Source organism: Paenarthrobacter sp. UW852, from assembly GCF_024608385.1.
Taxonomy (GTDB): Bacteria; Actinomycetota; Actinomycetes; order Actinomycetales; family Micrococcaceae; genus Arthrobacter.
The window spans coordinates 620,501-645,264 of sequence record NZ_JAMSGY010000001.1 but is presented as its reverse complement, the minus strand read 5'-3'; the positions used below and the strand labels follow the sequence as shown (position 1 = coordinate 645,264).

At 63.7% G+C, this 24,764-nt stretch carries 21 protein-coding genes; 9 read left to right on the top strand and 12 right to left on the bottom strand.

Annotated elements, in window-relative coordinates; translation table 11 throughout:
* The first annotated feature begins 112 nt into the window (after positions 1-112).
* The 8 genes from NEK97_RS03005 to NEK97_RS02970 all read left to right on the top strand — a co-directional run bounded on the left by NEK97_RS03005 (position 113) and on the right by NEK97_RS02970 (position 11,061).
* Complete coding sequence (locus NEK97_RS03005; RefSeq protein WP_257368374.1) at positions 113-2,086, top strand: APC family permease; 1,974 nt, start codon at positions 113-115, stop codon at positions 2,084-2,086.
* Positions 2,087-3,454 (top strand): class I SAM-dependent RNA methyltransferase, encoded by a 1,368-nt coding sequence (locus tag NEK97_RS03000; RefSeq protein ID WP_257368372.1) that lies wholly within the window; start codon positions 2,087-2,089, stop codon positions 3,452-3,454.
* 233 nt (positions 3,455-3,687) lie between these two features.
* Positions 3,688-6,495, top strand: coding sequence for an aconitate hydratase AcnA (acnA, locus tag NEK97_RS02995; protein WP_257368371.1), 2,808 nt, complete (start codon positions 3,688-3,690; stop codon positions 6,493-6,495).
* A gap of 177 nt (positions 6,496-6,672) precedes the next feature.
* Positions 6,673-8,646, top strand: coding sequence for a 1-deoxy-D-xylulose-5-phosphate synthase (gene dxs / locus NEK97_RS02990; RefSeq protein WP_257368369.1), 1,974 nt, complete (start codon positions 6,673-6,675; stop codon positions 8,644-8,646).
* Positions 8,643-9,212 (top strand): DUF402 domain-containing protein, encoded by a 570-nt coding sequence (locus NEK97_RS02985; protein WP_235520504.1) that lies wholly within the window; start codon positions 8,643-8,645, stop codon positions 9,210-9,212. Before dxs ends, NEK97_RS02985 begins: the two co-directional genes overlap by 4 nt.
* The gene (locus NEK97_RS02980) at positions 9,209-9,769 is read left to right on the top strand and encodes a hypothetical protein (protein ID WP_257368368.1); all 561 of its coding nucleotides are present in this window, start codon (positions 9,209-9,211) and stop codon (positions 9,767-9,769) included. Before NEK97_RS02985 ends, NEK97_RS02980 begins: the two co-directional genes overlap by 4 nt.
* Positions 9,770-9,802: 33 nt before the next feature.
* Positions 9,803-10,021: a hypothetical protein gene (locus NEK97_RS02975; protein ID WP_211714092.1), complete on the top strand. Its 219-nt coding sequence runs from the start codon at positions 9,803-9,805 to the stop codon at positions 10,019-10,021.
* A 62-nt stretch (positions 10,022-10,083) separates the two neighbouring features.
* Positions 10,084-11,061 (top strand): aldo/keto reductase, encoded by a 978-nt coding sequence (locus tag NEK97_RS02970; RefSeq protein ID WP_257368367.1) that lies wholly within the window; start codon positions 10,084-10,086, stop codon positions 11,059-11,061.
* A 164-nt stretch (positions 11,062-11,225) separates the two neighbouring features.
* Here the strand turns inward: NEK97_RS02970 and NEK97_RS02965 are convergent, their stop codons facing one another.
* The 9 genes from NEK97_RS02965 to NEK97_RS02925 form a co-directional block, all read right to left on the bottom strand.
* A complete protein-coding gene (locus tag NEK97_RS02965; RefSeq protein ID WP_257368366.1) occupies positions 11,226-13,370 on the bottom strand; it encodes a 3-hydroxyacyl-CoA dehydrogenase NAD-binding domain-containing protein in 2,145 nt (714 codons plus the stop codon).
* The gene (locus tag NEK97_RS02960; RefSeq protein ID WP_257368365.1) at positions 13,367-14,638 is read right to left on the bottom strand and encodes an acetyl-CoA C-acyltransferase; all 1,272 of its coding nucleotides are present in this window, start codon (positions 14,636-14,638) and stop codon (positions 13,367-13,369) included. The genes NEK97_RS02965 and NEK97_RS02960 overlap by 4 nt, the downstream gene beginning before the upstream one ends.
* Before the next feature lie 177 nt (positions 14,639-14,815).
* Entirely contained in the window at positions 14,816-16,141 is a 1,326-nt protein-coding gene (locus NEK97_RS02955) for an HRDC domain-containing protein (protein ID WP_257368363.1), read from the bottom strand.
* Positions 16,142-16,221: 80 nt separating this feature from the next.
* A complete protein-coding gene (locus NEK97_RS02950; RefSeq protein WP_211714097.1) occupies positions 16,222-16,878 on the bottom strand; it encodes a DUF3000 domain-containing protein in 657 nt (218 codons plus the stop codon).
* A gap of 63 nt (positions 16,879-16,941) precedes the next feature.
* Positions 16,942-18,054, bottom strand: a complete 1,113-nt coding sequence (locus NEK97_RS02945; RefSeq protein WP_374111504.1) for a low specificity L-threonine aldolase — start codon at positions 18,052-18,054, stop codon at positions 16,942-16,944.
* Between the two features lie 10 nt (positions 18,055-18,064).
* On the bottom strand, positions 18,065-18,793 hold the full coding sequence (locus tag NEK97_RS02940; protein WP_257368359.1) for an SDR family NAD(P)-dependent oxidoreductase: 729 nt from the start codon (positions 18,791-18,793) through the stop codon (positions 18,065-18,067).
* The gene (locus tag NEK97_RS02935) at positions 18,793-20,160 is read right to left on the bottom strand and encodes a DUF6421 family protein (RefSeq protein ID WP_257368357.1); all 1,368 of its coding nucleotides are present in this window, start codon (positions 20,158-20,160) and stop codon (positions 18,793-18,795) included. The genes NEK97_RS02940 and NEK97_RS02935 overlap by 1 nt, the downstream gene beginning before the upstream one ends.
* Positions 20,161-20,361: 201 nt before the next feature.
* Positions 20,362-20,802: a peptide-methionine (R)-S-oxide reductase MsrB gene (msrB, locus tag NEK97_RS02930; RefSeq protein WP_257368355.1), complete on the bottom strand. Its 441-nt coding sequence runs from the start codon at positions 20,800-20,802 to the stop codon at positions 20,362-20,364.
* A gap of 14 nt (positions 20,803-20,816) precedes the next feature.
* Entirely contained in the window at positions 20,817-21,308 is a 492-nt protein-coding gene (locus NEK97_RS02925) for a hypothetical protein (RefSeq protein WP_257368353.1), read from the bottom strand.
* A gap of 120 nt (positions 21,309-21,428) precedes the next feature.
* Between NEK97_RS02925 and NEK97_RS02920 the strand changes: the two genes are divergently transcribed.
* Entirely contained in the window at positions 21,429-22,715 is a 1,287-nt protein-coding gene (locus NEK97_RS02920; RefSeq protein WP_257368352.1) for a S9 family peptidase, read from the top strand.
* 6 nt (positions 22,716-22,721) lie between these two features.
* Here NEK97_RS02920 and ybaK read toward each other — a convergent pair whose 3' ends face one another.
* The 3 genes from ybaK to NEK97_RS02905 all read right to left on the bottom strand — a co-directional run bounded on the left by ybaK (position 22,722) and on the right by NEK97_RS02905 (position 24,703).
* Positions 22,722-23,216 (bottom strand): Cys-tRNA(Pro) deacylase, encoded by a 495-nt coding sequence (ybaK, locus tag NEK97_RS02915; RefSeq protein WP_257368351.1) that lies wholly within the window; start codon positions 23,214-23,216, stop codon positions 22,722-22,724.
* Between the two features lie 18 nt (positions 23,217-23,234).
* Positions 23,235-23,702: a SufE family protein gene (locus tag NEK97_RS02910; protein WP_235520516.1), complete on the bottom strand. Its 468-nt coding sequence runs from the start codon at positions 23,700-23,702 to the stop codon at positions 23,235-23,237.
* Positions 23,703-23,776: 74 nt separating this feature from the next.
* Positions 23,777-24,703 (bottom strand): sulfurtransferase, encoded by a 927-nt coding sequence (locus NEK97_RS02905; protein ID WP_257368349.1) that lies wholly within the window; start codon positions 24,701-24,703, stop codon positions 23,777-23,779.
* Positions 24,704-24,764 lie beyond the last annotated feature (61 nt).

Sequence of the window (24,764 nt, the reverse complement as noted above, 5' to 3'; positions counted from 1 at the left end):
TGTCTCCTTATGTGTTTTGTCCGTGCCGCTCGGTATGACTTTACCGCCGAGACGGGGCTAAGCCCGCTACGACCGTCATGACATCCCTGGGGATTCAGAGTAGCTTTGCGGAGTGCTGACAATTTTGAATGCCGCGAAGCGGGTGTTGGTGGGCAGGCCGGTCCGGAACGATCGACTGTCCCACACCTTGTTGCCCAAACGCATTGCTTTGCCGATCTTCGCCTCGGACGCCTTGTCCTCGGTGGCTTACGCCCCGGATGAAATCCTGCTGACGCTGGCCCTTGCCGGGGTCAGCGCAGTAGCGTTTTCCCCGCTGGTGGGCCTCGCCGTCATGGTGGTTTTGCTCACAGTGGTGGCGTCCTACCGCCAAAATGTCCACGCCTACCCTTCAGGTGGCGGCGACTACGAAATCGCCAACGTCAACCTTGGCAAGTATGCGGGACTGACGGTGGCTTCGGCGCTGCTGGTGGACTATGTCCTGACTGTGGCGGTGTCCATGTCATCCGCCGCCGCCTATGTCACCACCGCCATCCCCTCGTTGCACGGCCAGCAAGCCCTCATCGCGACCGTGGGCGTGGTCATCCTGGCGTTGGTCAACCTGCGGGGAATCAAGGAAGCCGGCTCGGTTTTCGCCGTCCCCACCTATATCTTCATGGCCTCAATCCTGGGCATGACAGCCGTGGGCATTTTCCAGTTTGCTACAGGGCAGTTGGGAGAAGCGCAGTCAGCGAACTTCACCATCGTCCCGCAATCCGGCTTTGACGAAGGCCTGGTGGGCCTGGCCGGAGCCTTCCTCCTGCTGAGGGCGTTTTCCTCGGGCGCCGCAGCCTTGACCGGCGTCGAGGCCATCAGCAACGGCGTGCCCAACTTCCAGAAGCCCAAGAGCAAGAACGCAGCCACTACCTTGCTGCTGCTCGGTGCCATCGCGGCGGCGATGCTTGCCGGCATCCTTTTCCTGGCCAACGCCACCAAGGTCCACATTGTGTTGGACCCCGCCACCGAGTTCCTGTTTGATGGCAAGCCGCTGCCGGAGGGATACATCCAGAATCCTGCCATCAGCCAGATCGCGGACACCATTTTTGGTGCCGGCTCCATTCCGTTCTACATCGTGGTTGCTGCCACCGGCGTGATCCTGGTTTTCGCCTCCAACACGGCGTTCAACGGCTTTCCTGTACTTGGCTCCATCCTGGCGCAGGATGGCTATCTTCCCCGCCAACTCCGGACCCGCGGCGACAGGCTCGCGTTCAGCAACGGTGTCCTGGCCCTGGCTGCCGGAGCGCTGGTGCTGATTCTTTCCTTCAACGCAGATGTCACCAAGCTGATCCAGCTGTATATCGTCGGGGTCTTCATCTCCTTCACTGCCAGCCAGCTTGGCATGATCCGGCACTGGGGGCGCGAGCTCAAACTTGCCCGCGACAAGGCCATCCGCCGCCGCATCATCAAGTCCCGCACCATTAACATGGTGGGCTTCGGCATGACGGGTTTGGTGCTGGTGATCGTCCTGATCACCAAATTCGAACAGGGCGCCTGGATCGCGCTGCTCGCCATGTTCATCCTGTTCCTGATCATGTGGAGCATCAGGGCCCACTACGACAATGTGGCCAAGGAACTCGCGGTGGACGAAGACTCCTCACCACGGGCGCTTCCCACCAGGGTGCACGCTGTCCTCCTCGTCTCGCATGTGCGCAAGCCGGTGCTGCGTGCATTGGCGTACGCCCGCGCGTCACGGCCATCGCGCCTGGACGCCATCACCGTTGACATCAACTCCGAGGAGACGGAACACACGGTCCGGGACTGGGAGAAGCTTGAAATTCCGGTTCCACTGACCGTTCTCGCGAGCCCCTACCGTGAAACCGTGACCCCCATCATGGACTACATCAAGAACATGCGCCGCGATTCGCCCCGGGACCTGATCGTGGTCTACATCCCGGAGTACGTCGTGGGTAAATGGTGGGAACAACTGGTCCATAACCAGACAGCACTCAGAATCAAGACGCGGCTCCACTTTGAACCTGGAGTCATGGTTGCCAGCGTTCCGTGGCAGCTGAAGTCGTCCGAAGAAGCAAAGGCACTGCAGGATACCTAAATGACGTCCCACAGCAATTCCCCCCATGACCAGGACAGCAAGGAACAGGCAGGGCCCGGACCTGAACTCGTGGTGGACGTGGGCCCCATCGCCCACGGCGGCCACTTCATTGCGCGCCACGAAGGTCGTGTCATCTTTGTCCGCCACGGGATCCCCGGCGAGAAAGTCCGGATCCGGCTGACCGACTCCGGCGACTCGTCGCGCTTCTGGCGCGCCGACGTCGTCGAGGTCCTGGAGGCTTCGCCGGACCGCGTTCCGCACTTCTGGAAGCCGGCCGATTCCCTGGGTTCCTGGCGGCGGGGCGGTCCTCCCGTGGGTGGCGCCGAACTGGGCCATATCTCGCTTCCGCGGCAGCGCGCACTTAAATCGGAGGTGCTGGCCGAACAGCTCAAGCGGCTGGCCGGTATGGACATCACCACCGAGGTGGAGGCGGTCGGCCGGAACGACGACGGCGGACTCGGCTGGCGTACGCGCGCCGGCTTTGCGGTGACCTCCAAAGGACGGTTGGGCATGCATGCGCACCGCTCCGATGTGGTGGTCCCCGTCAAGGAGATGCCGCTGGCTCTTCACGGAATCAACGAACTCCGGCTGTGGGATGTGGACTTGTCAGGCATCGCCCGCGTCGAAGTCGCGGTGCCTGCCAACGGGTCGCGGCCCCTGATCCTCCTTGCCCCGGAGGAGGGAACTGGTCCCAAGCGGCTGCACAGCATCATTTCGCAGTTGCCCCACGACGTCTCGGTCGCCAGTTTCGATCCCGGCAAGGGCGATGTCCTGCAGTTGCGGGGGCGGACGTGGGTGCAGGAAAGCGCGGCAGGTCACGAGTACCGGGTATCCGGCGAGGGTTTCTGGCAGATCCACAAGGACGCTCCGGAGACCCTGGTAGGTGCTGTGACGGACTTCCTCTCCGGCGGAGGATACCTGCAACCTGGCTCCACCGTTGCAGACCTCTATGCCGGTGCAGGGCTGTTTACCGCCCCGCTGGCCGACGCCGTCGGGGTCACCGGATCGGTACTCTCGGTGGAAGGATCGCCCGGAACAAGCCGCGACGCCCGAAAGAACCTGCATGGCCAACCGCAGGTGGAGATCGTCCAGGGGCGGGTAGAGCGGGTGCTGCACCAGCGTCCACGCAGTTTCGATTCCCTGGTGCTGGATCCGCCCCGCGCCGGAGCCGGCAAAGCCGTGGTCAAGCAACTCATGGCCTCCGGACCCCGTGCGATCGCCTATGTGTCCTGCGATCCAGCCTCCTTTGCGCGTGATCTGGGTTACTTCCAGCAAGGTGGGTGGCGGCTCGAGTCGTTGCGGGCCTTTGACCTCTATCCCAACACCCACCACCTGGAGACCGTGGGACTTATCGTTCCTGCACAGTAAGCCCGGATGCCGCCCGCCTGCTGGATCAGCGCGGGCGGAACCGGCTTTGTCCGGGCACCTGCTCCTCCCGGGATTTATGCCACTACGATGGGCATAGTAGTCCCGCTCCGCTGGAAACACGGCGGCGGACCGGGATGACCAACAATGATGCCGCCCGGCTAAGTAAGGTCCGCCTAACTGGCTAGCGGCCAACCACGCGACAAAGATGAAACTGTTGCGAGAGGAGTCCTGCCATGAGCACTGTGGACAGCTTCGGTTCCAAAGGCGTACTGAATGTAGCCGGCACCGATTATGAAATTTTCCGGTTGAACTCCGTAGAGGGCGCTGACAGCCTTCCGTTCAGCCTTAAGGTATTGCTTGAAAACCTCCTGCGGACTGAGGATGGGGCCAACATTACGGCCGACCATGTCCGCGCCCTGGCCGGTTGGGATCCCAATGCGGAGCCCGACACGGAAATCCAGTTCACCCCGGCACGAGTCATCATGCAGGACTTCACCGGTGTTCCCTGCATCGTCGACCTCGCCACCATGCGCGAAGCCGTCAAGGAGCTCGGTGGGGATCCGAAGCGCGTCAACCCGCTGGCGCCCGCAGAAATGGTCATCGACCACTCCGTCCAGATCGACGCCTTCGGTAACTCCGGCGCACTGGAGCGCAACATGGAGATCGAATACCAGCGCAATGGTGAGCGCTACCAGTTCCTTCGCTGGGGCCAGACCGCGTTCAACGACTTCAAGGTCGTTCCCCCTGGAACCGGCATCGTCCACCAGGTCAACATCGAGTACTTGGCACGCACCGTCATGACCCGTGAGGTCGACGGAGTCCTCCGCGCCTACCCCGACACCTGCGTCGGTACGGACTCGCACACCACCATGGTCAACGGCCTGGGCATCCTGGGCTGGGGCGTTGGCGGCATCGAAGCCGAGGCAGCGATGCTCGGCCAGCCCGTCTCCATGCTGATTCCCCGCGTTGTAGGCTTCAAGCTCAACGGCAGCATCCCCGCAGGCGCCACGGCTACTGACGTCGTCCTGACCATCACCGAAATGCTGCGCAAGCACGGCGTCGTGGGCAAGTTCGTCGAGTTCTACGGCGAAGGCGTCGCAGCTGTGCCGCTGGCCAACCGCGCCACCATTGGCAACATGAGCCCGGAATTCGGTTCCACGGCTGCCATGTTCCCGATCGACGACGTCACTCTGGACTACCTGCGCCTGACCGGCCGCTCAGAAGAGAACGTCGCCCTCGTGGAGGCATACGCCAAGGAACAGGGCCTCTGGCACGATCCTTCCCGCGAACTCCGTTTCTCCGAGTTCCTGGAACTGGACCTGTCCACCGTGGTTCCGTCCATCTCGGGCCCCAAGCGTCCCCAGGACCGCATCGAGCTTACGGATGCCAAGGAACAGTTCCGCAAGGACATCCACAACTACGTCGCCATCGAGGACGGCAGTGTTGACGAGTCCTTGGACGAGTCCTTCCCGGCATCGGACGCACCGTCGTTTACGCACGCCGATTCGCACACCACGGAGACGGCGCGCGTAGCGTCGGCAGCCAATGGTGCGCATGGCCGTCCGTCCTCACCCGTCAAGGTCACCACCGCAGACGGCCGCGAGTTCGAACTGGACCACGGTGCGGTGTCGATCGCTTCGATCACATCCTGCACCAACACGTCCAACCCTTCCGTCATGCTTGCGGCTGCCCTCCTGGCCCGCAACGCCGTGGACAAGGGCCTGACGTCCAAGCCGTGGGTAAAGACCTCCGTTGCCCCGGGCTCGAAGGTCGTCACGGACTACTACGAGAAGTCCGGCCTCACGCCGTACCTGGAGAAGCTCGGCTTCTACATCGTTGGTTATGGCTGCGCCACCTGCATCGGTAACTCCGGGCCGTTGGAGCCGGAAATCTCCGAAGCCATCCAGGCCAACGACCTCTCCGTTACGGCAGTGCTCTCGGGCAACCGCAACTTCGAAGGCCGTATCAACCCGGACGTAAAGATGAACTACCTGGCTTCGCCGCCGCTGGTCATCGCCTACGCCCTGGCCGGTTCCATGGACTTCGACTTCGACACCGATTCCCTGGGTACCGACTCCGAGGGCAACGAGGTCTTCCTCAAGGACATCTGGCCGAACCCCACCGAGGTGCAGGAAGTCATCGACTCCTCCATCGACGAGGCCATGTTCGCCAAGGGTTACGAAGGCGTCTTCGACGGCGACGACCGTTGGAAGGCACTGGACACCCCTGCCGGTGACACCTTCGCCTGGGCCGAGGATTCCACGTACGTTCGGAAGCCCCCATACTTCGAGGGCATGAAGGCTCAGCCGGATCCCGTCCAGGACATCTCGGGCGCCCGCGTGCTCCTGAAGCTTGGCGACTCCGTCACCACGGACCACATCTCCCCGGCAGGTTCCTTCAAGTCGGACACCCCGGCTGGTCAGTACCTGCTCGCCAACGGCGTGGAGCGCAAGGACTTCAATTCCTACGGCTCACGCCGTGGCAACCACGAGGTCATGATCCGCGGTACGTTCGCCAACATCCGCATCAAGAACCAGCTCCTGGACGGTGTTGAGGGTGGCTTCACCCGCGACTTCAGCCAGGAAGGCGCACCGCAGGCCTACGTCTACGACGCAGCCCAGAACTACCAGGCAGCCGGCATTCCGCTGGTAGTGCTGGCAGGTAAGGAATATGGCTCCGGTTCGTCCCGCGACTGGGCAGCCAAGGGTACCGCGCTCCTGGGTGTCAAGGCTGTCATCGCCGAAAGCTACGAGCGCATCCACCGTTCCAACCTGATCGGCATGGGTGTCCTCCCGCTCCAGTTCCCCGCTGGCGAGTCGGCAGCAACGCTGGGCCTGACCGGTACGGAAAGGTTCTCCGTCGAGGGCGTCACCGAGCTGAACAACGGCACCACGCCGAAGACGCTCAAGGTGACGGCCACGGCTGAAGATGGTTCCGCCAAGTCCTTCGATGCCGTACTGCGTATCGATACCCCGGGCGAAGCGGACTACTACCGCAACGGAGGCATCCTGCAGTACGTCCTCCGCCAGATCTCCGCATAAGGAACACGCTGGTTTCCAGCTGATTCCGAGTGCCAGACAGCCCCGGCCGGTCGCCTGACCAGCCGGGGCTGTTGGCGTCCGGAACACACCTGTCCGCGAGCCGCCTGCGCGTGAAACGCGCGGAAGCCGGGCACGCGCTAAAGTTAACAAGCACGTCATACACCCTAAGGAGGGCCGTTGGGACTTTTGGAAGCCGTCAAGGATCCACAGGACCTGGCCAAACTGTCCGGCACCGAGCTGGAACAACTGGCCGGAGAAATCAGGGCATTCCTGATCACCAACGTAGCCGCCACAGGTGGACACCTGGGACCCAACCTGGGCGTTGTGGAACTGACGCTCGCTATCCACAGGATCTTTGAGTCCCCGCGGGACAGCATTGTTTTTGACACCGGTCACCAGTCCTATGTGCACAAGCTCCTCACCGGCCGGCAGGACTTCAGCACGCTCCGCCAGCAAGGCGGACTCTCGGGCTATCCGGAACGCGCCGAATCCGAACACGACATCGTGGAGAGCTCGCACGCTTCCTCGTCTCTGTCGTGGGCTGATGGTATTTCGCGCGCCCGCCAACTGACCGGCGAAGGTGACCGGTTCGTCGTCGCGGTGGTCGGTGACGGCGCGTTGACCGGCGGCATGACGTGGGAAGCCATCAACAACATCGCCGCGGACAAGCGGCGTCGGGTCGTCATCGTTGTCAACGACAACGGACGTTCCTACGCCCCCACTGTCGGTGGCTTTGCCGATTACCTGGCGTCCCTGCGCCCCACCATCGATTCGCTGCGGACAGCCCCGGCTTATGAGGGCATGCTCGATTGGTGGAAGAAGAGGCTGCAGAACGGCGGCCCAGCCGGCCAGTTCACCTACAAGAGCCTGCATGCAATGAAAAAGGGCATCAAGGACTGGTGGGCCCCCCAAGGCATGTTCGAAGACCTGGGCATGAAATACATCGGTCCTGTCGACGGGCACAACCTCCAGGCCATGGAACACGCGCTCAGCACGGCGAAGGCTTACGGTGGTCCTGTGATCGTGCACGCCATGACGGAGAAGGGCCACGGCTACGCGCCGGCCCTCGCCAACGAGGCTGACCAATTCCACGCGGTGGGCATCATCGACCCCGAAACGGGCGAATCCACTGAGATGCCCGGTGCCAGGTCCTGGACGTCGGTGTTCGCTGAGGAGATCGCGGACATTGCCGACGAACGCCCCGACATCGTGGGAATCACCGGTGCCATGCTCATTCCGGTGGGGCTGCACAAGTTCGCTGAGCGCCACCCTGAACGCGTCATCGACGTCGGCATCGCGGAGCAGCACGCACTGACTTCCGCCGCCGGCATGGCCTTTGGCGGTCTCCACCCCGTCGTGGCGGTGTACGCCACCTTCCTCAACCGGGCCTTCGACCAGCTCCTCATGGACGTGGCGCTGCACAAAGCCGGCGTCACCATCGTCCTGGACCGGGCCGGGGTCACCGGTCCGGACGGCCCCAGCCATCACGGCATGTGGGATATGGCAATGGTCCAGATAGTGCCCGGACTTCACTTGGCTGCTCCGCGCGACGCTTCCCGGCTCCGTGAGGAACTCCGCGAAGCCGTGGCCATAAACGACGCGCCCACCGTGGTCCGTTTCTCCAAGGGCAGCGTCGGTTCTGAAGTCGAGGCCATTGAGCGCCTGCATGACGGCGTGGACGTCCTGGCCCGACGACCCGAGGGTTCAACCGAGAACGACGTCCTGATCGTCAGCGTTGGCGCCATGTCGGAAATCGCTCTCGACGTCGCCGATCGCCTGGGAGCCCAAGGTATCAGTTCCACGGTGGTCGACCCCCGGTGGGTCCTGCCCGTCCGTAAGTCCATCATTGCCTTGGCCGCCCGCCACCGACTGGTCATCTGCATCGAAGACGGCGTACGGGCCGGGGGTGTTGGTTCCCGGATCCGCCAGGAAATGCGCGCCGCGGGCGTGGATACCGCCCTCAACGAGGTTGGGCTTCCTGTCGAGTTCCTGGTGCATGGATCGCGGAGCCAGGTCCTGGAGCGGGTGGGACTCACTGCGCAGAAGATAACCCACGACGTCGTAGCCCAGGTTTTGGGGACAAAGGTCCCGTTTGCCAGGCCGTTGCCGGGCCAGGAGCACCCCACCACCGGAAGTATGCCCACCCTGTGAGTGGGGACCGCGGGCCGGGCTCACTGCAGCCCGGCGACCTCGTGGTGTCGAGGAACCGGAAATGGAACGGCAAGGCCCACTGGGTGGTCCCGGGAACCTACCTGGGCGAGGACATCCACGGCTGGTGGGTCTTCCAAGGGGCTGGGGAATTCTGTTCCCGTCCGGGCGCGGCCTTCTATACGGCGTCGGACGCTGTCCTGCTCATCCCCCGCACGGGGGAGTACGTGGCGACCTTCTATGACGACAGCTACCCTGGCGATTTCCGGATCTACGTGGACCTCGCCACTGCCCATGGCTGGAATCAACTGAAACCGGGCGTGACCGAGTTTCATATGATCGACATGGACCTGGACGTCATCCGCTCCACAAAGCACGGCGTTTTCGTGGATGACGAAGACGAATTCGAACAGCATCGGACCGACATGGCGTACCCGGAAACCACGGTTGCGGCTATGCGGGCGGAGTGCGCTGCCCTTTTCCAGGCAGTACAACAAATGGAAGCCCCCTTCGACATGGCCGGTGCCGGCAGCACCAGCGCAGAGTGGTTCAGGAAAGGACGAGCATGAGCGGCATTATCCGCGCGTACAAGCGCGACGACGACGGGGTTCTTCACTTCCGGGAAGCCTGGTACGACGACGAGGACCAGCAATTCGTCATCAATCACGGAGTGGTCGGCCACCAGAGCAGCACCGATGAAACCGCCGTCGACGACGATTCCTCCGTGGAAGGTCTCATGGCGGCCTTTGCCGCGCAATGCGAAGAAGACGGCTATGCGGAAATTCCCGAATCCGAACAGTTCTGGGTGGTGGCACAGCTGGCCCTCAAGACCAAGGAGGGTACCGAGCGGGACCGCCACCTCGAACGCAAGGCCAAGACTGCGCTGACGGCCGAACTGGCGTGGCGGGGCCTTGGTGTGGTGGACCGTTCGGAAATCGGCAACTCCCGGCTGAACATCTTCTGCCTCTGCCCGGACGTCAACAAAGCCGTGAACGCCATCAAGATCTGTGTCCGCGGTGAAGACCTGGACTTCACCAAGCTCACCATCGCTGCTGCCCCGCACAGTGACCCGAGCGCTTTCAAGATTAAGCACTCGCCGAAGCAAGGTGTGGGCTTTACTCTCTAAGTAAGCACCATTGCGCCCAGAAGGGATCACTCCATGTCGTCCAAAAGCAATTGGCCCGGCCATACCCCCTTGCCCAAAGGCCTTGCGGCGCCGGCCAAACGTGCGCTGGCTCACGAGGGGATCGAGACACTGGAGCAGCTGGCCGAATTCGGCGAGTTGAAAGCCACCAAACTCCATGGAATGGGACCCGTGGCCATTGCCCAGCTCGAGGACGCCATGGAGGAATCGGGAATCACGTACGGCCGGAGCTAAGGGGCAGGGTGTTTGTTGCCTGGGGTTACTAGCTGCTTGGATCACCGATATAGGCTGAACCCATGACTGAATACCGACGCCTTGGCCATTCCGGATTGACCGTGTCAGTAGTTGGGCTGGGGTGTAACAACCTGGGCCGTGCCAACACACCTACGGAAACGCAGGAAGGCACGGACACGGTCGTCCATGCTGCCCTGGACGCCGGGGTGACGTTCTTCGATGTTGCCGACGTGTACGGCCGTGAGCCCGGACTGAGCGAGGCCATGCTGGGCAGGGCTTTGAAGGGCCGCCGCGACGACGTCGTAATCGGCACCAAGTTCGGCATGGACATGGGCGGAGCCAACGGCAACGATTTTGGCGCCCGCGGTTCGCGCCGGTACATCGTGAAGGCCGCCGAGGCATCGCTTCGCCGGCTGGGCACGGATTGGATCGACCTCTACCAGTTCCACACCCCGGACCCCCGGACCCCCATCGACGAAACCTTGGCTGCTTTGGATGACCTGGTTTCCAGCGGCAAGGTCCGTTACATCGGCCATTCCAACTTTGCCGGCTGGCAGATCGCCCAGGCAGAGTATGTTGCCCGCCAAGCCGGCGGAACCCGCTTCATTTCCACGCAGAACCACTACAACCTGCTGGACCGGCGTGCCGAGCTCGAAGTCCTCCCCGCGGCCGGAGCTTTCTCCCTGGGTGTCCTGCCGTACTTCCCGTTGGCCAACGGGCTGCTCACCGGAAAGTACTCGGCGGGGAAGGCACCCGAAGGCTCGCGGCTGAGCCATACCCGCACCAATCTGGTCCACGACGCGGACTGGGAGCAGCTGGGTCGCTTCGGCCAGTTCGCCAAGGAGCGGGACATCACCGAACTTCAGCTCGCATTCTCCTGGCTGGCCGCCCAGCCTGGTGTCAGCAGCGTCATCGCCGGGGCCACGCGTCCCGAGCAGATCCGCCAGAACGCCGAAGCCGTACGCTGGGTCCCCACTCAGGAAGACCGGACCGAACTGGACGACATCTTCCCGAAGGCCCCGAAGGTCGCCCTCTTCTAGCCCTCGCTCACGTCCTGCCCGCTATATTGCATCCCTCGCTCACAAAACAGCCCTAAAAGCAGAACGCTCCCTCACCTTAGTGAGAGAGCGTTCTGTTTTAAGCGGCGGGATCTGAGAGAGCGTTCTGGTCCAAGCCGCGGGAGGGAAGAGAGCCGGGCCGGGGGTTAGGCGGGGGCTGAAGCAACTCCCGGAGCAAGGAAGCGCTTGCCGTTGACTCGCTCCGAGGCGCCAACGCGGTCCAGGTACGGGGTGATCCCGCCCAGGAACATCGGCCAACCTGCGCCCATGATCACGCAGAGGTCAATGTCCTCGGGGCCAGCGACGACACCTTCTGCCAGCATGAGCCCGATCTCTTCGGCCAAGGCGTCCTGGGTACGTCGCAGGACTTCTTCACCCGTGGACGGGGTGTTTCCAAAGGACATGATTGCGAGGGTCTCGGCTGGGATGGAGGGGGTTCCATCGGGGCCAGTGACCCACAGGGACTTCACGCCGTTGTCGATGAGCTTCTGCAGGTTCTGCGATACGGGGAAACGGTCGCCGAAGGCGGCATGCAGGGACTCCTGGACGTGCTGGGCCACTGGCAGGCCCACCATGGCGCTCAGGGTGAACGGTGACATGGGCAGGCCCATCGGCCGCAGCGCCGTGTCGGCCACCTCTGCCGGGGTTCCTTCGTCGAACGCCGCGATGACCTCGCCCATGAGGCGCAGGAGGATCCGGTTCACCACGAAAGCGGCAGCATCCTTGACCAGGACAGCGGTCTTCTTCAGCCCCTTGGCGAGTTCGAAAGCAGTGGCCAGGACGGCGTCGTCGGTCTTGGGTGCCCGCACGATCTCCAGGAGCGGCATCACGGCTACGGGGTTGAAGAAGTGGAAGCCCACCAGGCGCTCAGGGTGCTTCAGGTCTTCGGCCATGGCGGTCACGGACAGAGAAGACGTGTTCGTGGCGAGGATGCACTCGGGGGAGACGATCTCCTCCACCTCGGCGAAGACCTGCTTCTTGATGTGGAGTTCTTCGAAAACGGCTTCAATGACGAAGTCGGCGTCGGTGAAGGCTTCCTTGGAAACGGAGCCGGTCACCAGTGCCTTGGTCCTGTTGGCGGCGTCGGGCTTGATGCGCTTCTTGGCCAGCATCTTGTCGACCTCGGCGTGGACGTACGCCACGCCCTTGTCCACGCGGGTCTGGTCGATGTCGGTCATCACCACGGGCACCTTGAGCTGCCGGGCGAAGAGCAATGCGAGTTGGCTGGCCATCAGTCCGGCACCGACCACGCCGATCTTGGTCACAGGACGGGCCAGCTTACGGTCCGGGGCACCGGCAGGACGCTTGGAGCGCTTCTGCACCAGATCCAGGAACGCGTACACCGTGGAACGGAACTCGTCGGTCTGCATGAGTCCGGCGAGTGTCTCACATTCGAGTGCGGCGGACTCGGCCTGCGTCATGGTGCGGTTGGCTTCCATGACGTCCAGGACCTTGGCCGGCGCGGGGGAGGCATTGGAGGTCTTCGCCTCGACGAAGGCACGTCCTGCTGCGACCGACGCCGCCCACCGGGTGGCAACGCTTTCTTCGGTGGCGTCCACCGAGTTTTTCCGCTCAGGCGTGACCTCGCCGGAGATAACGCGCGCCGCCCATGCCAGCGACTGTTCAACGAAGTCGGCAGGTTCGAAGATAGCGTCGGCAACTCCGAGCTCGAAGGCCTGAGGTCCGGTGAGCGTCTTGTTGTTGCTCAGGGGGTTCTCGATCATCACCTTGACGGCGTTCTCCGGACCGATGAGGCGCGGGAGGATGTACACGCCGCCCCAGCCGGGGACCAGTCCGATGAAGGCCTCAGGAAGGGCAAGGGCGCCAGCGCCGGTGGAGACTGTGCGGTAGGTGGACTGCAGTGCGATCTCGAGCCCGCCGCCCAAGGCGAGGCCGTTGATGAAGGCGAAGCTTGGAACGCCGAGGTCGGCGAGGGTGGAGTAGACGGCGTGGCCGAGCTGGGCCATCCATAGTCCATGCTCGCGCTCCTTAAGCGTCTTCACAGCTGAAAGGTCCGCACCTGCCACCAGGAAGTATGGCTTGCCGGTTACGCCCACGCCCACGATTTCGCCCTTGGATGCCCGATCCTTGAGGCCGTCCAGGACGCCGCCGAGCTCAACCAGTGTGTTGGGGCCCAAAGTGGTGGGCTTGGAGTGGTCCAACCCGTTGTCCAAGGTGATCAGGGCGAACGTTCCCACGCCGCCCGGGAGGTCGATGTCCTGGACGTAGGAATGTGTGACGACTTCGTCGGGGAAGAGGGCGGCGAGCTTCTGGAATTCGGCGGCGCTCATGCTGCGGCTCCTTCGGTGGTGGCAGTGGTGGCCTGGTCGGTGGCAAAAGATTCGTACTCGGCGTGGTGCGGGTTTTCCCAAATCACGGTGGCACCCATGCCCAGTCCGATGCACATGGTGGTGATGCCGTAGCGGACCGACGGGTCTTCCTCGAACTGGCGTGCGAGCTGGTTCATTAACCGAACGCCCGAGGAAGCCAGCGGATGGCCGACGGCGATCGCGCCACCGTAGCGGTTGACCCGGGGATCGTCGTCGGCAATGCCGAAGTGGTCAAGGAAACTCAGGACCTGGACGGCGAACGCTTCGTTGATTTCGAACAATCCGATGTCTTCGATGCCGAGGCCGGCGTTCCGGAGTGCTTTCTCCGTTGCGGGAACCGGGCCGATGCCCATGACTTCAGGCTCGACGCCGGCAAAGGCGTAGGAGACGAGGCGCATCTTGACCGGGAGCCCCAGTTCTTCGGCCGCATCGGCCGAGGCGAGCACCGCGGCCGTGGCGCCGTCGTTGAGCCCTGCGGCGTTGCCTGCGGTGACCCGCCCATGCGCGCGGAATGGTGTGCGGAGCCCTGCAAGGTCCTCAACCGTGGTCCCGGGGCGCGGGGGCTCGTCGGTGGTGTGGAGGGCCCAGCCCTGTCCGGGTTTCATGGTTGCGACGGGTACCAGGTCGTGCTGGATTTGGCCGTTGGAGTAGGCGGCTGCGAGCTTCGCCTGGGATCCGGCGGCGTAGGCGTCGGTCCGCTCCTTGGTAATGGCGGGGAAGCGGTCGTGCAGGTTCTCGGCAGTGTTTCCCATGTTCAGGGCCGCCGGGTCCACGAGGCGTTCGGACATGAACCGCGGATTGGGGTCTGCCCCAGCCCCCATGGGGTGGTTTCCCATGTGTTCTACGCCGCCTGCGATGACGACGTCGTAGGCACCGAAGCCGATGCCACTCGCCGTCGTCGTGACTGCTGTCATGGCTCCCGCGCACATGCGGTCGATCGCAAAACCGGGAACTGTGCGGGGGAGTCCGGCCAGCAGGGCGGCAGTGCGGCCGATGGTAAGTCCCTGGTCCCCGGTCTGGGTGGTTGCCGCTATGGCGACCTCGTCCACACGGTCGGCGGGCAACGACGGATTGCGCCGCATCAGTTCACGGATGCATTTCACCACGAGGTCATCGGCGCGGGTTCCTGCATAGATGCCCTTGTCCCCGGCCTTGCCGAAGGGGGTGCGGACTCCGTCGACGAAAACGACGTCGCGGATGTTCCTCTGGGCGCTGCGTGCTGGACTCATGTATTAACTCCTCGTTGAGACATGGCGCCGGAGCCCGCGCTGCGGACATCCGGTTGGCATTGATGGCAATGTTACTCGTGGGTAACTTAGCTTGCAAGGCTGCTCGAAGATAGGTCGGAAAACGAAAGGCCCGCCACCCGAACGGTGGTTCGGGTGGCGGGCCTTTCAGCGGCACGATCAGCTGGCGTCCTTGGGTTTTGATTCCTTGGCTGGAAGCGGATCCGGATTCAAGCACGCGGCGGTAAGGATCGGGGCAGTCAAGGAGATTTGCCACTCCCGTGCGCCAAGGGTCCGCAACTCAGAGGAGACCGATTCGAGCGAAACGTCCGCCGGTGGACGCCAGGTGATCCGGCGCAGGTAGTCGGGGGTCAGGAGGTTCTCGACAGGAAGATTGAGTTCCTCTGCCAGGGCCTGCAGTGCGGGCCGCGCGGTAGCCAAGCGTGCGGCCGCCTCGGGATCCCGGTCCACCCACACCCTGGGGGGCGGGGGTGCGTTGGTGGGCAGGTGCAGGGGAGGGAGGTCCGTGAGGGTCCTGGCGGTGGTGATGCACCGCAGCCAGCGGGGTGCCTCGCGTTGGGCGGAGCGGCCATGGAATCCCTTGGTGGCAAGCAGTTGGGGGACGGTGGTGGGCATGGCCTTGGCGGCGGCCACGAGGGCGGAGTCCGGGATCAGCCTGCCGGGTGCGACGTCGCGCTTGCGGGCCAGCTGGTCGCGTTCCAGCCAGAGTTCACGGACTGCGGCCAGTTGGCGGCGGTCCCGGATCTGGTGGAGGCCGGAGGTCTTGCGCCATGGGTCGACCCGCGGCGGGGAAATACCGGCAGCGAGGATCCCGGCGAATTCCTGTTCGGCGTACTCGAGCTTGCCGTCCGCTTCGAGGAGTTCGATCAGTTCTTCGCGGAGTTCGGCGAGGACCTCGACGTCCAGGGCGGCGTATCGCAGCCACGGTTCGGGCAAGGGGCGGGTGGACCAGTCAGCAGCGGAGTGCTCCTTGGCGAGGCCGAACCCGAGGAGTTGCTCGATCACTGCGGCGAGCCCGACGCGGGGGAGGCCTGCCAGGCGGGCAGCCAGTTCTGTGTCAAAAAGTTTGTCAGGCCACATGCCCAGCTCAGACAGGCAGGGCAGGTCCTGGGTGGCAGCGTGCAGGATCCATTCGACGCCCCGGAGGGCGTCGTTGATGATCGCCAGGTCGTCAAAGGGCTCGGGGTCGATCAGCCAGGTACCGGCGCCTTCACGCCGGATCTGGACCAGGAAGGCGCGCTGGCCGTAGCGGAAGCCTGAGGCGCGCTCCGCGTCCACTCCTGCCGGTCCAGTGCCCGCGGCGATTGCAGCGGCGCACCGCTCCAATCCCGCCGGGGTGTCGATGACCAGGGGCACGCCTTCGCGCGGGGTGTCAAGATCAATGATTTCGGGGACGTGGCTGTCGAAGCCGTCGACCTTGATGTGGGTGGTGGTTTCAGCAGCCGGATCGCCGGCTGTGGTGTTTTCCGGATTTTCAGGGGTCATGGTGGCTTAAGCTTACCGATTCCCGTCACAACGGTATGCTTCGCGGGCGCCGGTGAGGTGGCCAGTGGAATGTTCCGGGGTCAATTGAGCCTCCTGTTGGGTAGTCCGGTAACCCCTGGGGGCAGGGGCGGCAGTCCCGCGAAGGTGCAGACCATGTCGGACCAGGCTTCCAGATGGGCCTGGACGTCGGCGCTGGCCGGCGTCCAGGAGGCGCGGAGTTCGATATCGATGGTGTCCGGTCGTTCTGCCAAGGTGCCAAAGCTCTCGGAAAGAATCCTGGTGGCCGTGCCTCCGGCCGCACGATGGGGAGCCGCATGGTTCTCGAGCGCATCCACCAGCCACGTCCACGCTACGGAGCCCAGCATGGCATCATTGCCCATTTCGGCGTCCATTTGGGCCCGGATGTACGTGACAATGCGGAACTCGCCCTCCCAGACTGCGGACCCGTCGGGGTCGTGCAGGAGGATGAAGCGGCCGGTGGCGAGCTCGTCGTCGTCGTCCGTGGACGGACTGTTGGCGTGGCTTTGGGCGAAAGCTTTGGCGGCTGGCCCGTGGACTGGAACCTGCCGGGTGGCCGCGGTGGGACTGAACACTTCCGCGCCCAAGGCCACGGCATAGGGCGCCAGCCGGGCCGGGGCAGGGATCTCCTCAAGCCGCAATTCGCTGCGGCATTGTGCTTTGCGTAGCGTTCCCAGGGCGAAGAGAAAATCCGCGGGAACCTGTGCGAGGGCGTTCACCCTCGCAGATTATGCGTCCGGGGCGGCGATTCTGTGCAGGCTCGCCGCCCCGAAGCGCAAGGGTTACTTGGACCCAAGCTCGCGCCGGATCCCTTCAACGAAGGCATCGATGTCCTCTGGCGTGGTGTCGAAGGAGCACATCCACCGGACTTCGCGCCGGGCGGCGTCCCAGTCATAAAACGCGAATGACTTCCGAAGCCGGTCGGCTACGCCCTCGGGGAGGATGGCGAAGACCCCGTTGGACTGCGTCGCCTGGGTGGGTTCAACGCCGTCGATCTCTTCCACGGCGGCGCGGAGGCGGGCCGCCATGGCATTGGCGTGTTCAGCGGAGCGCAGCCAGAGTCCATCTTCGAGCAAGGCGATGAACTGGGCGGAGATGAACCGCATCTTGGATGCGAGTTGCATGTTCATCTTGCGCAGGAACTTCAGGCCGTCCGCTGCCTCGGGGTTCAATGCCACCACGACCTCACCGAAGAGCAGCCCGTTCTTGGTGCCACCAAAGGAGAGGATGTCCACGCCGGCGTCGCGGGTGAATGCGCGCAGGGGCACCCCAAGGTGAGCCGCTGCGTTGGCCAGCCGGGCTCCATCCATATGCAATTTCATGCCCTTGGAGTGGGCGTGGTCGGCAATGGCGCGTACTTCCTCGGGCGTATAGCAGGTACCCAGCTCAGTGGTTTGGGTGATGGAGACGACCAGGGGCTGGGCGCGGTGCTCATCGCCCCAGCCCCATGCTTCGCGGTCAATCAGCTCAGGAGTGAGCTTGCCGTCGTCCGTAGGCACCTGAAGGAGCTTGATTCCACCGATGCGCTCCGGCGCCCCATTCTCATCCATGTTGATGTGCGCGGTGGATGCACAGATAACAGCGCCCCACCGTGGGAGCAGGGACTGCAGGGACAGGACGTTGGCGCCCGTGCCGTTGAAGACGGGGAAGCTCTCGATACCAGGCCCGAACTGCTGCTCCAGGACCTCCTGGAGCCTGGCCGTGTACACGTCCTCGCCGTAGGAAACCTGGTGTCCGCCATTGGCGGCGGCCAAGGCAGCAAGAATTTCGGGGTGCACGCCGGAATAGTTATCCGATGCAAATCCACGGACCGCCGGATCGTGCAGTTGTACCGGCCCGGCCGTGCCGGGCGCGCTGAGGATTGCCTCTGTTGTGCTTGTCACTGGTTCGTTCACGCTTTCAAGTCTATTTGGCCAGCAGGATGCGCTGGCCGTTCAGTTCGCTGGCAGCTTGTTCAAAAAGGCCGACGGCGGCAGCAGCCAGGTCTTCGACGTCCGTGTAACCGGGGAATCGCCGTTCGGGATGCGCCTCCCGCATGCCGGCGTCGACGAGGGCCTTCACCACGAAGACCACCGCGGCGCTGTGTTGCTCGGTGGGAGCGTCCTTGTTGCCCGACTGTTCGCGGCGGAAACCATCGGCTACCGCCAGGGTCCAGGCTTCCGCTGCAGCTTTCGCGGCAGCGTAGCTGGCGGCTGAAGCGGTTGGGGCCGAGGCGCTTGTGGATGACACCATTGCAAGCCGTCCGTGCGCAGATGCTTCGAGTTGGCCGTAGAAGACCCTGGAGACGTTGCGCAGGGTCGTGACGGCATTGCGTTCCATCGTGTCCCAGTCGTCGTCGCTTTGATCCTCGATACCCTTTGCGCCGCGCCAACCGCCGACGAGGTGGATCACTCCGTCGACGCCCCCAATGTGCAGCTTTTCGATATCGGAGTTCAGTTCGCGAACCGCCTCAAGGCTGGCGAGGTCGCACACCAAGGGGGTGACGTCCTGGCCGGTTTCAGCCGCGGCGGCCTTGATGCGGGCTTCATCCGATCCCACCGTGATGACACGGTGCCCTGCTGCAGCCAGCGCACGGGCGGCGGCAACGCCCGAAGCGCTGCTGCCGCCCGTCACCAAAATGGTCAATGCGGTCATCAGGCCGCCGTCGAACCGGTGATGCCGGTGGTGGATTCGATCACGGGGCGCATTTTCTTCTCCAGTGCTTCGTAGAACATGGACAGCGGGAATTCATCGTCCAGGACCTGGTCCGTGAGGCCACGCGGCGGTCCATCAAGGGGAAGGGCGTCCGGGCCCTTCGCCCAAACGGACGCCGGGTGCGGGGTCACGGTGCTCGAAATGAGCTCGTAAGCGGCCAGCCAGTGCGCTGCCTTGGGACGGTCAATGGAACGCCAGTATAGTTCCTCGATCTGTGCGCCAAGCTCCACTACGACGGCGGCTGCTTCGTCCCAGTCAATGCTGAGCTTGCTGTCCGTCCAGTGCAGGACCCGGTGCTGGTGCATCCAGGCAAACAGGAGCTGGCCGCCGAGTCCGTCGTAATTGCGTACACGGCTGCCGGTGATGGCGAAGCGGAAGATCCGGTCGAAAATCACGGCGTACTGGACCAGCTTTGCGTGCTTGCGGGCATCGGGATCGGCGGTCTCGTCCTTTTCGATGCGGACGGATTCCCGGAACGCGGTGAGGTCGCAGCGCAGTTCCTCGAGCGAGTAGAGGAAGAAAGGCATCCGCTGCTTGATCATGAACGGGTCGAAGGGCAGGTCGCCGCGCATGTGCGTGCGGTCGTGGATCAGGTCCCACATCACGAACGTCCGCTGGGTGAGCTCCTGGTCGGAGATCAGCTGGGCTGCGTCAGCCGGCAATTCCAGGGACGTGGTCTCGGCAGCGGCTTTGAGCACGCGGCGGAAGCGGGCGGCCTCGCGGTCGGCGAAAATGGCCCCCCATGTGAAGGTGGGCGTCTCGCGGACGGCGACGGTCTCGGGGAAGAGGACCGCCGAGTTGGTGTCGTAGCCCGGGGTGAAGTCCACGAAGCGGATGGGGACGAAGAGCTTGTTCGAGTAGTCGCCTGCTTCCAGGCCACCAATGAACTCCGGCCAAATGACCTCGATCAGGACTGCTTCGACCAGCCGGTTGGTGCTGCCGTTCTGCGTGTACATGGGGAAGACCACCAGGTGCTGCAGGCCGTCAACGCGCTGCTCCTGCGGCTGGAAGGCCTGGAGTGAGTCCAGGAAGTCCGGTACGCCGAAACCTTCGGCTGCCCACCGGCCGAAGTCTTCGACCAGCAGTTGGAGGTATCGGGCGTCATGGGGAAAGTGTGGGGCCAGTGCGGTGATGGCCTCCGAGATCGTGGCTACGAGGCGGCCGGCTTCGCCGTGGGCTGCAGGATCGGCAATGGAGCCGTCCTGTTCCTGGTGCGCCTGCAGGGCGGTGGCCGCAGCCTTGAGTGAAGTCCACTCGGCGTTGTCGGCGGTGACACGCGGGAGGGTGGGGGTGGCGGTAATCGTCATGGAACTCGGCCCTTTCGAAGTAGTAATTGCTTCTAGGCCGAGCGTAGCAAGCGAAAAGTATTGCTAATTCAAAAATGGGCTGAGCGTAAGAAACTCTTGGTCATGGCATCAGTGAAAGGCATTTGAGATCAAGGACACAACAGTTGAAACCGGCCAGTGAAGTTCCGGACGGACCGCCGCGGCGATCCGTCCGGAGCCCGGTCAGCTCTCTTCCGGATTTACCAGGCGGAGCGAGATGGAGTTGATGCAGAAGCGCTGGTCCGTAGGGGTGTCGTAACCCTCGCCATCGAAAACGTGCCCCAAATGGGAATCGCACGTGGCGCAGCGTACTTCCACCCGGTCCATCCCCATGGTCCGATCATGGAGATACCGGACAGTGCCCTCAGCCAACGGGGCCCAGAAGGACGGCCAGCCACAGTGGGAATCGAACTTTTCCTTGCTGGTAAACAACTGGCTGCCACACGCCCGGCACTGATAGACGCCTTCGGTATGCGTATCCCAGTACTCGCCGGTGTAGGGGCGTTCGGTACCTGCCTGCCGCAGGACCCGGAATTCCTCCGGCGTCAACTCCTCACGCCACTGGGCGTCGGTCTTCTCCACGGCCGCAGATGATGTCTTGCTGGTGTTCTCAGGAGTGTTCATGTCTTCTCCAACGCTCACGAGTCGCCGATAAATCCCGAACCTGCGTACAGGTGCAATACGGGGAGGCCCAGCTGATCCTGTGCTTTGTTGGCCCAGTCCGTGTGGAAGGTGTCCGCAATGGCATGCGGACGCGTCACGACAACGGCCTGGGCAGCGTTCACCGAACGCACCTTCGACACCAAGCCGGCCACGGCATCGCCGTCGACTACCTCCCCGGTCACGCCACCGCCCAAGCCGGCCAAGGCCGCCAGAGAGGCCGCTAATGTCTCCGAAGCCTCCGCCCGCTCCACCTCGGGGTCAGGCGACTGCGCAGTGAGGTCGCGGAACGCCTTGGCGATATCAAGCAACGAGAGGTTCTCCAGGAAGTCCACCAGGAGATGCCGTTCGGTATTGGAAGGGACCAAGACAACCAATGGCGAGTCACCGCCGTCGAGCAGTTTGGAAATATTTACACGGTCTTCGAGGCCAAGGGGCTCTTCCGTCAGGATGACTATGGGATCGCTCATGGCTACAGCGTAGTCCCGGGCAACCTGACCCGCAGGCTTTCGGCGCCCAACATCCCGAACAGGACGCCGCGCGGTCCTTGCCTGCACTGGACGGTGCCCTGAAAAGGCAACAATGGAACCATGGCATCGACATCCCGGTCAGCGAGCGACGCTGCAGAGAAGAAACTGTCCCCCCGCACCAAATGGGCCATTGGCGGCTTCCTGGCAGGCGGGACCGTTGCTGGCTTGCTGGGGGCAGGCTCCTCGGCGCTCGCCGTCTACTTTGCCCGTCGAGTCATTACCCCCGCAGCCCGTCACGAAGACCAGGAAGTCCTGGCCGTCATCCGCGGTGACGACGGGCCCCAAGTCATCCTTGCGGCCACCCCGGACAGCATCATCGACGGCACCTACAGCCTCTTCTTTTCAGGGGGTGCAGGGCACGCGAGGATTGGGCGGATCGTCTCGTATTCGCCCGCCGAACAAACCGTGCTGCGAGAAGTCGAGGAAGTCTACAGCGGCGAGCTTTCCGAAGCCCGCCGGGCCTGGTGGAGCGGTGCTACCTATCCGGACCCGGCTGCCATGGGCCTGGAGGCCGAAAATGTGGACATAGGGATCGACGGCGGCAAGGCGCCTGCGTGGTTGATCCGCGCCGAAGCCTCGGCGCCGGCACCGGTCTGGGCCATCATGGTCCACGGCAGGGGTGCCACCCGCATTGAAGGACTTCGTGCGGTGCCCGTTGCACGGGAACTTGGAATGGACAGCCTGGTGATTTCCTATCGAAACGACGGGCTTGCTCCCTCGGCGCTGGACGGACGGTATGGCCTGGGATCCACGGAATGGCGCGATGTGGAGGCCGCCATCGACTATGCCCTGGAGAACGGCGCACGTGAAATTGTTTTGTTCGGCTGGTCCATGGGCGGTGCCATCAGCCTGCAAACCGCGGATCTGTCCAAGCATCGCCTGGCTATCCGGGCGATGGTGCTGGATGCACCGGTCATCAATTGGGTTAATGTGATGGCCCACCACGCCGAGATGAACAGGATCCCCTACAGCGTGGGACGTTACGGCCAGATGATGTTGACCCACCCCCTCGGCCGCCGGCTCACCGGACTGGCGGCCCCGGTGGACCTGAAAGCGATGGACTGGGAGGCACGCGCCGTTGAGCTGCGCACGCCCACCCTGCTCATCCACAGCGTCGACGACGACTACGTTCCCTTCGGACCATCAGCCAGCCTTGCCGAGAAGAACCCGGAAATGGTCACCTTCGAGCCTTTTGACGGTGCCAGGCACACCAAGGAGTGGAACGTTGATCCCGAACGCTGGGAGCGCCTGGTCCGGTCCTGGCTGCGACGGCAACTGGCACCCCGGAACAACCCCGGCCGGAGCGGTTCAACAGGGCACGGCTCCGTTCCAGGGCCGGTCGACTGAACCCGGCTACTTGCCCGTGCCGATCGATGCGGTAATGGCCTGGGTCAGGCTGACCAGGTCAGCGGGTGAAAGCTCGATGTCCAAACCCCTTCGGCCCCCTGAAACCAGGATGGTCTCGAAAGCCAAGGCTGAGTCGTCAAGGACAGTGGGGGAGGGCTGGCGCTGACCCAACGGCGAAATGCCGCCGAGAACGTAGCCTGTGCGGCGTTCGGCCGCTTTGGGGTCCGCCATTGCTGCCTTCTTGGAGCCCAGGGAGGCGGCTACGGACTTCAGGTCAAGGTTTCCGGACACCGGGACAATGGCGACCGCCAAACGCCCCTCGACCTCCACCATGAGTGTTTTGAAGACACGTGCGGGATCGATCCCCAGGACTTCGGCCGCTTCCAGTCCATAACTGGAGGCGGACGGATCATGCGCGTACGGGTGCAGGACAAAAGGAACGCCGGCCGCAGCAAGCGCTGCAGTGGCCGGCGTCCCCTGTGAAGCCATTTTCTTGGCCATACCGTGTGAGGGTGCCTTTCAGTGTTCCAGGCGGTGCGCCGCCGAGACCTTCCGCTTGATCCGGCCGAGCATGGCAGTCATTCCGCGCATGCGCAGGGGCGTGATGGCCCGCGTCAACCCGAGAAGCTCCGGCATGTCATCCGGAACCGCAAGGATCTCCTCGGCCGTCAGTCCGTCCAGGCCTTCATGGAGCACGCCAGCGAAGCCGCGCGTTGTGGGTGCTTCCTGGGGAGCCTTGAAGAACAACCGGTAGGCGCGGGGGCCGCCAGGGTTTTCCCCGTTCTTCTCCGACTCAATGGTCAGGAACAAGGGGGACTGGCACTCGACTACCTGCTCCAGCAGCTCCGGGTGGTCTTTCAGGCGCTCAGGAAGCTCCGGCAAACCCCTGGAGAACTCAAGGAGCAGTTGCAGGCGGTCAGGCTCCGTCAGGGCCTGGAAGTCATCGACGATTTCCGCCAGCGCGGCGGGCAAGGTATGGGTACTCATCCCTTCCAGCTTACGCACAACAACGGCAAATGCATCGTGCCGGCCGGAACACTACGGGGGGCCATGGGATGCCGCTAGTTGCGGGCCAGTGCCGCTGGAACCGAACCGCGTTCGGAGCCTTTGGCGATGGGGACGCGGACGGCGTTGCCCCACTCAGTCCAGGAGCCGTCATAGTTGCGTACGGTGTCGAAGCCCAGGAGGTATTTCAGGGCGAACCAGGTGTGGCTGGACCGCTCGCCGATGCGGCAGTAGGCCACGACGTCGTCACCGGGTTCAAGGCCGGCCTCGCCAAGGTAAAGTGCTTCGAGCTCTTCGCGGCTGCGGTAGGTGCCGTCTTCGGCTGCGGCACGTGCCCAGGGAATCGAAGCAGCAGTAGGAATGTGGCCGCCGCGCAGGGCTCCCTCTTCCGGGTAGGCGGGCATGTGGGTGCGCTGGCCGGTGTATTCCTCGGGGGAGCGGACATCGATCAGCGGGTTGCCCAGGTGCGCCAGGACGTCTTCCTTGAAGGCGCGGATGGGAGCATCGTTGCGTTCGACTTCGGGGTACTCGCCTGGGGCCGGCTGCGATGCATCGGTGGTCAGCTCGCGGCCCTCGGCGATCCACTTGTCACGGCCGCCGTCGAGGAGGCGGACGTCGCTGTGGCCGAAAAGGGTGAAGACCCACAGCGCGTAGGCGGCCCACCAGTTGGACTTGTCACCGTAAATGACAACGGTGCTGTCGCGGGAGATGCCCTTGGACGCGGCGAGGGCGGCGAAAGCGGCACCGTCGACGTAGTCGCGGGTGACTTCATCATTCAGGTCTGTGTGCCAGTCGATCTTCACTGCGCCCGGGATGTGTCCGGTTTCGTACAGCAGGACGTCTTCATCAGACTCCACGACTACCAGTTTGCCGTCGGCGACGGCGCCATCGGCAAGTGCTGCCGCAAGCCATTCAGTGGAGACGAGGCGTTCAGGGTTCGCGTAGGCGGCGAACTTTTCATTCTGTTCAACGGGGTAGGACATTTGATGGCCTTTCACTGACAACGGACGGAGCCGGGCCTTGGTTCATCAGGTGGCCGCCCGG

What these genes read in the sequence shown, in the direction of transcription:
- NEK97_RS03000 (WP_257368372.1), top strand. Translation starts at nt 2,087, where the DNA reads ATGACGTCCCACAGCAATTCCCCCCATGACCAGGACAGCAAGGAACAG.
- acnA (WP_257368371.1), top strand. Translation starts at nt 3,688, where the DNA reads ATGAGCACTGTGGACAGCTTCGGTTCCAAAGGCGTACTGAATGTAGCC.
- NEK97_RS02980 (WP_257368368.1), top strand. Translation starts at nt 9,209, where the DNA reads ATGAGCGGCATTATCCGCGCGTACAAGCGCGACGACGACGGGGTTCTT.
- NEK97_RS02975 (WP_211714092.1), top strand. Translation starts at nt 9,803, where the DNA reads ATGTCGTCCAAAAGCAATTGGCCCGGCCATACCCCCTTGCCCAAAGGC.
- NEK97_RS02970 (WP_257368367.1), top strand. Translation starts at nt 10,084, where the DNA reads ATGACTGAATACCGACGCCTTGGCCATTCCGGATTGACCGTGTCAGTA.
- NEK97_RS02965 (WP_257368366.1), bottom strand. Translation starts at nt 13,370, where the DNA reads ATGAGCGCCGCCGAATTCCAGAAGCTCGCCGCCCTCTTCCCCGACGAA.
- NEK97_RS02960 (WP_257368365.1), bottom strand. Translation starts at nt 14,638, where the DNA reads ATGAGTCCAGCACGCAGCGCCCAGAGGAACATCCGCGACGTCGTTTTC.
- NEK97_RS02955 (WP_257368363.1), bottom strand. Translation starts at nt 16,141, where the DNA reads ATGACCCCTGAAAATCCGGAAAACACCACAGCCGGCGATCCGGCTGCT.
- NEK97_RS02940 (WP_257368359.1), bottom strand. Translation starts at nt 18,793, where the DNA reads ATGACCGCATTGACCATTTTGGTGACGGGCGGCAGCAGCGCTTCGGGC.
- NEK97_RS02935 (WP_257368357.1), bottom strand. Translation starts at nt 20,160, where the DNA reads ATGACGATTACCGCCACCCCCACCCTCCCGCGTGTCACCGCCGACAAC.
- msrB (WP_257368355.1), bottom strand. Translation starts at nt 20,802, where the DNA reads ATGAACACTCCTGAGAACACCAGCAAGACATCATCTGCGGCCGTGGAG.
- NEK97_RS02925 (WP_257368353.1), bottom strand. Translation starts at nt 21,308, where the DNA reads ATGAGCGATCCCATAGTCATCCTGACGGAAGAGCCCCTTGGCCTCGAA.
- NEK97_RS02920 (WP_257368352.1), top strand. Translation starts at nt 21,429, where the DNA reads ATGGCATCGACATCCCGGTCAGCGAGCGACGCTGCAGAGAAGAAACTG.
- ybaK (WP_257368351.1), bottom strand. Translation starts at nt 23,216, where the DNA reads ATGGCCAAGAAAATGGCTTCACAGGGGACGCCGGCCACTGCAGCGCTT.
- NEK97_RS02910 (WP_235520516.1), bottom strand. Translation starts at nt 23,702, where the DNA reads ATGAGTACCCATACCTTGCCCGCCGCGCTGGCGGAAATCGTCGATGAC.
- NEK97_RS02905 (WP_257368349.1), bottom strand. Translation starts at nt 24,703, where the DNA reads ATGTCCTACCCCGTTGAACAGAATGAAAAGTTCGCCGCCTACGCGAAC.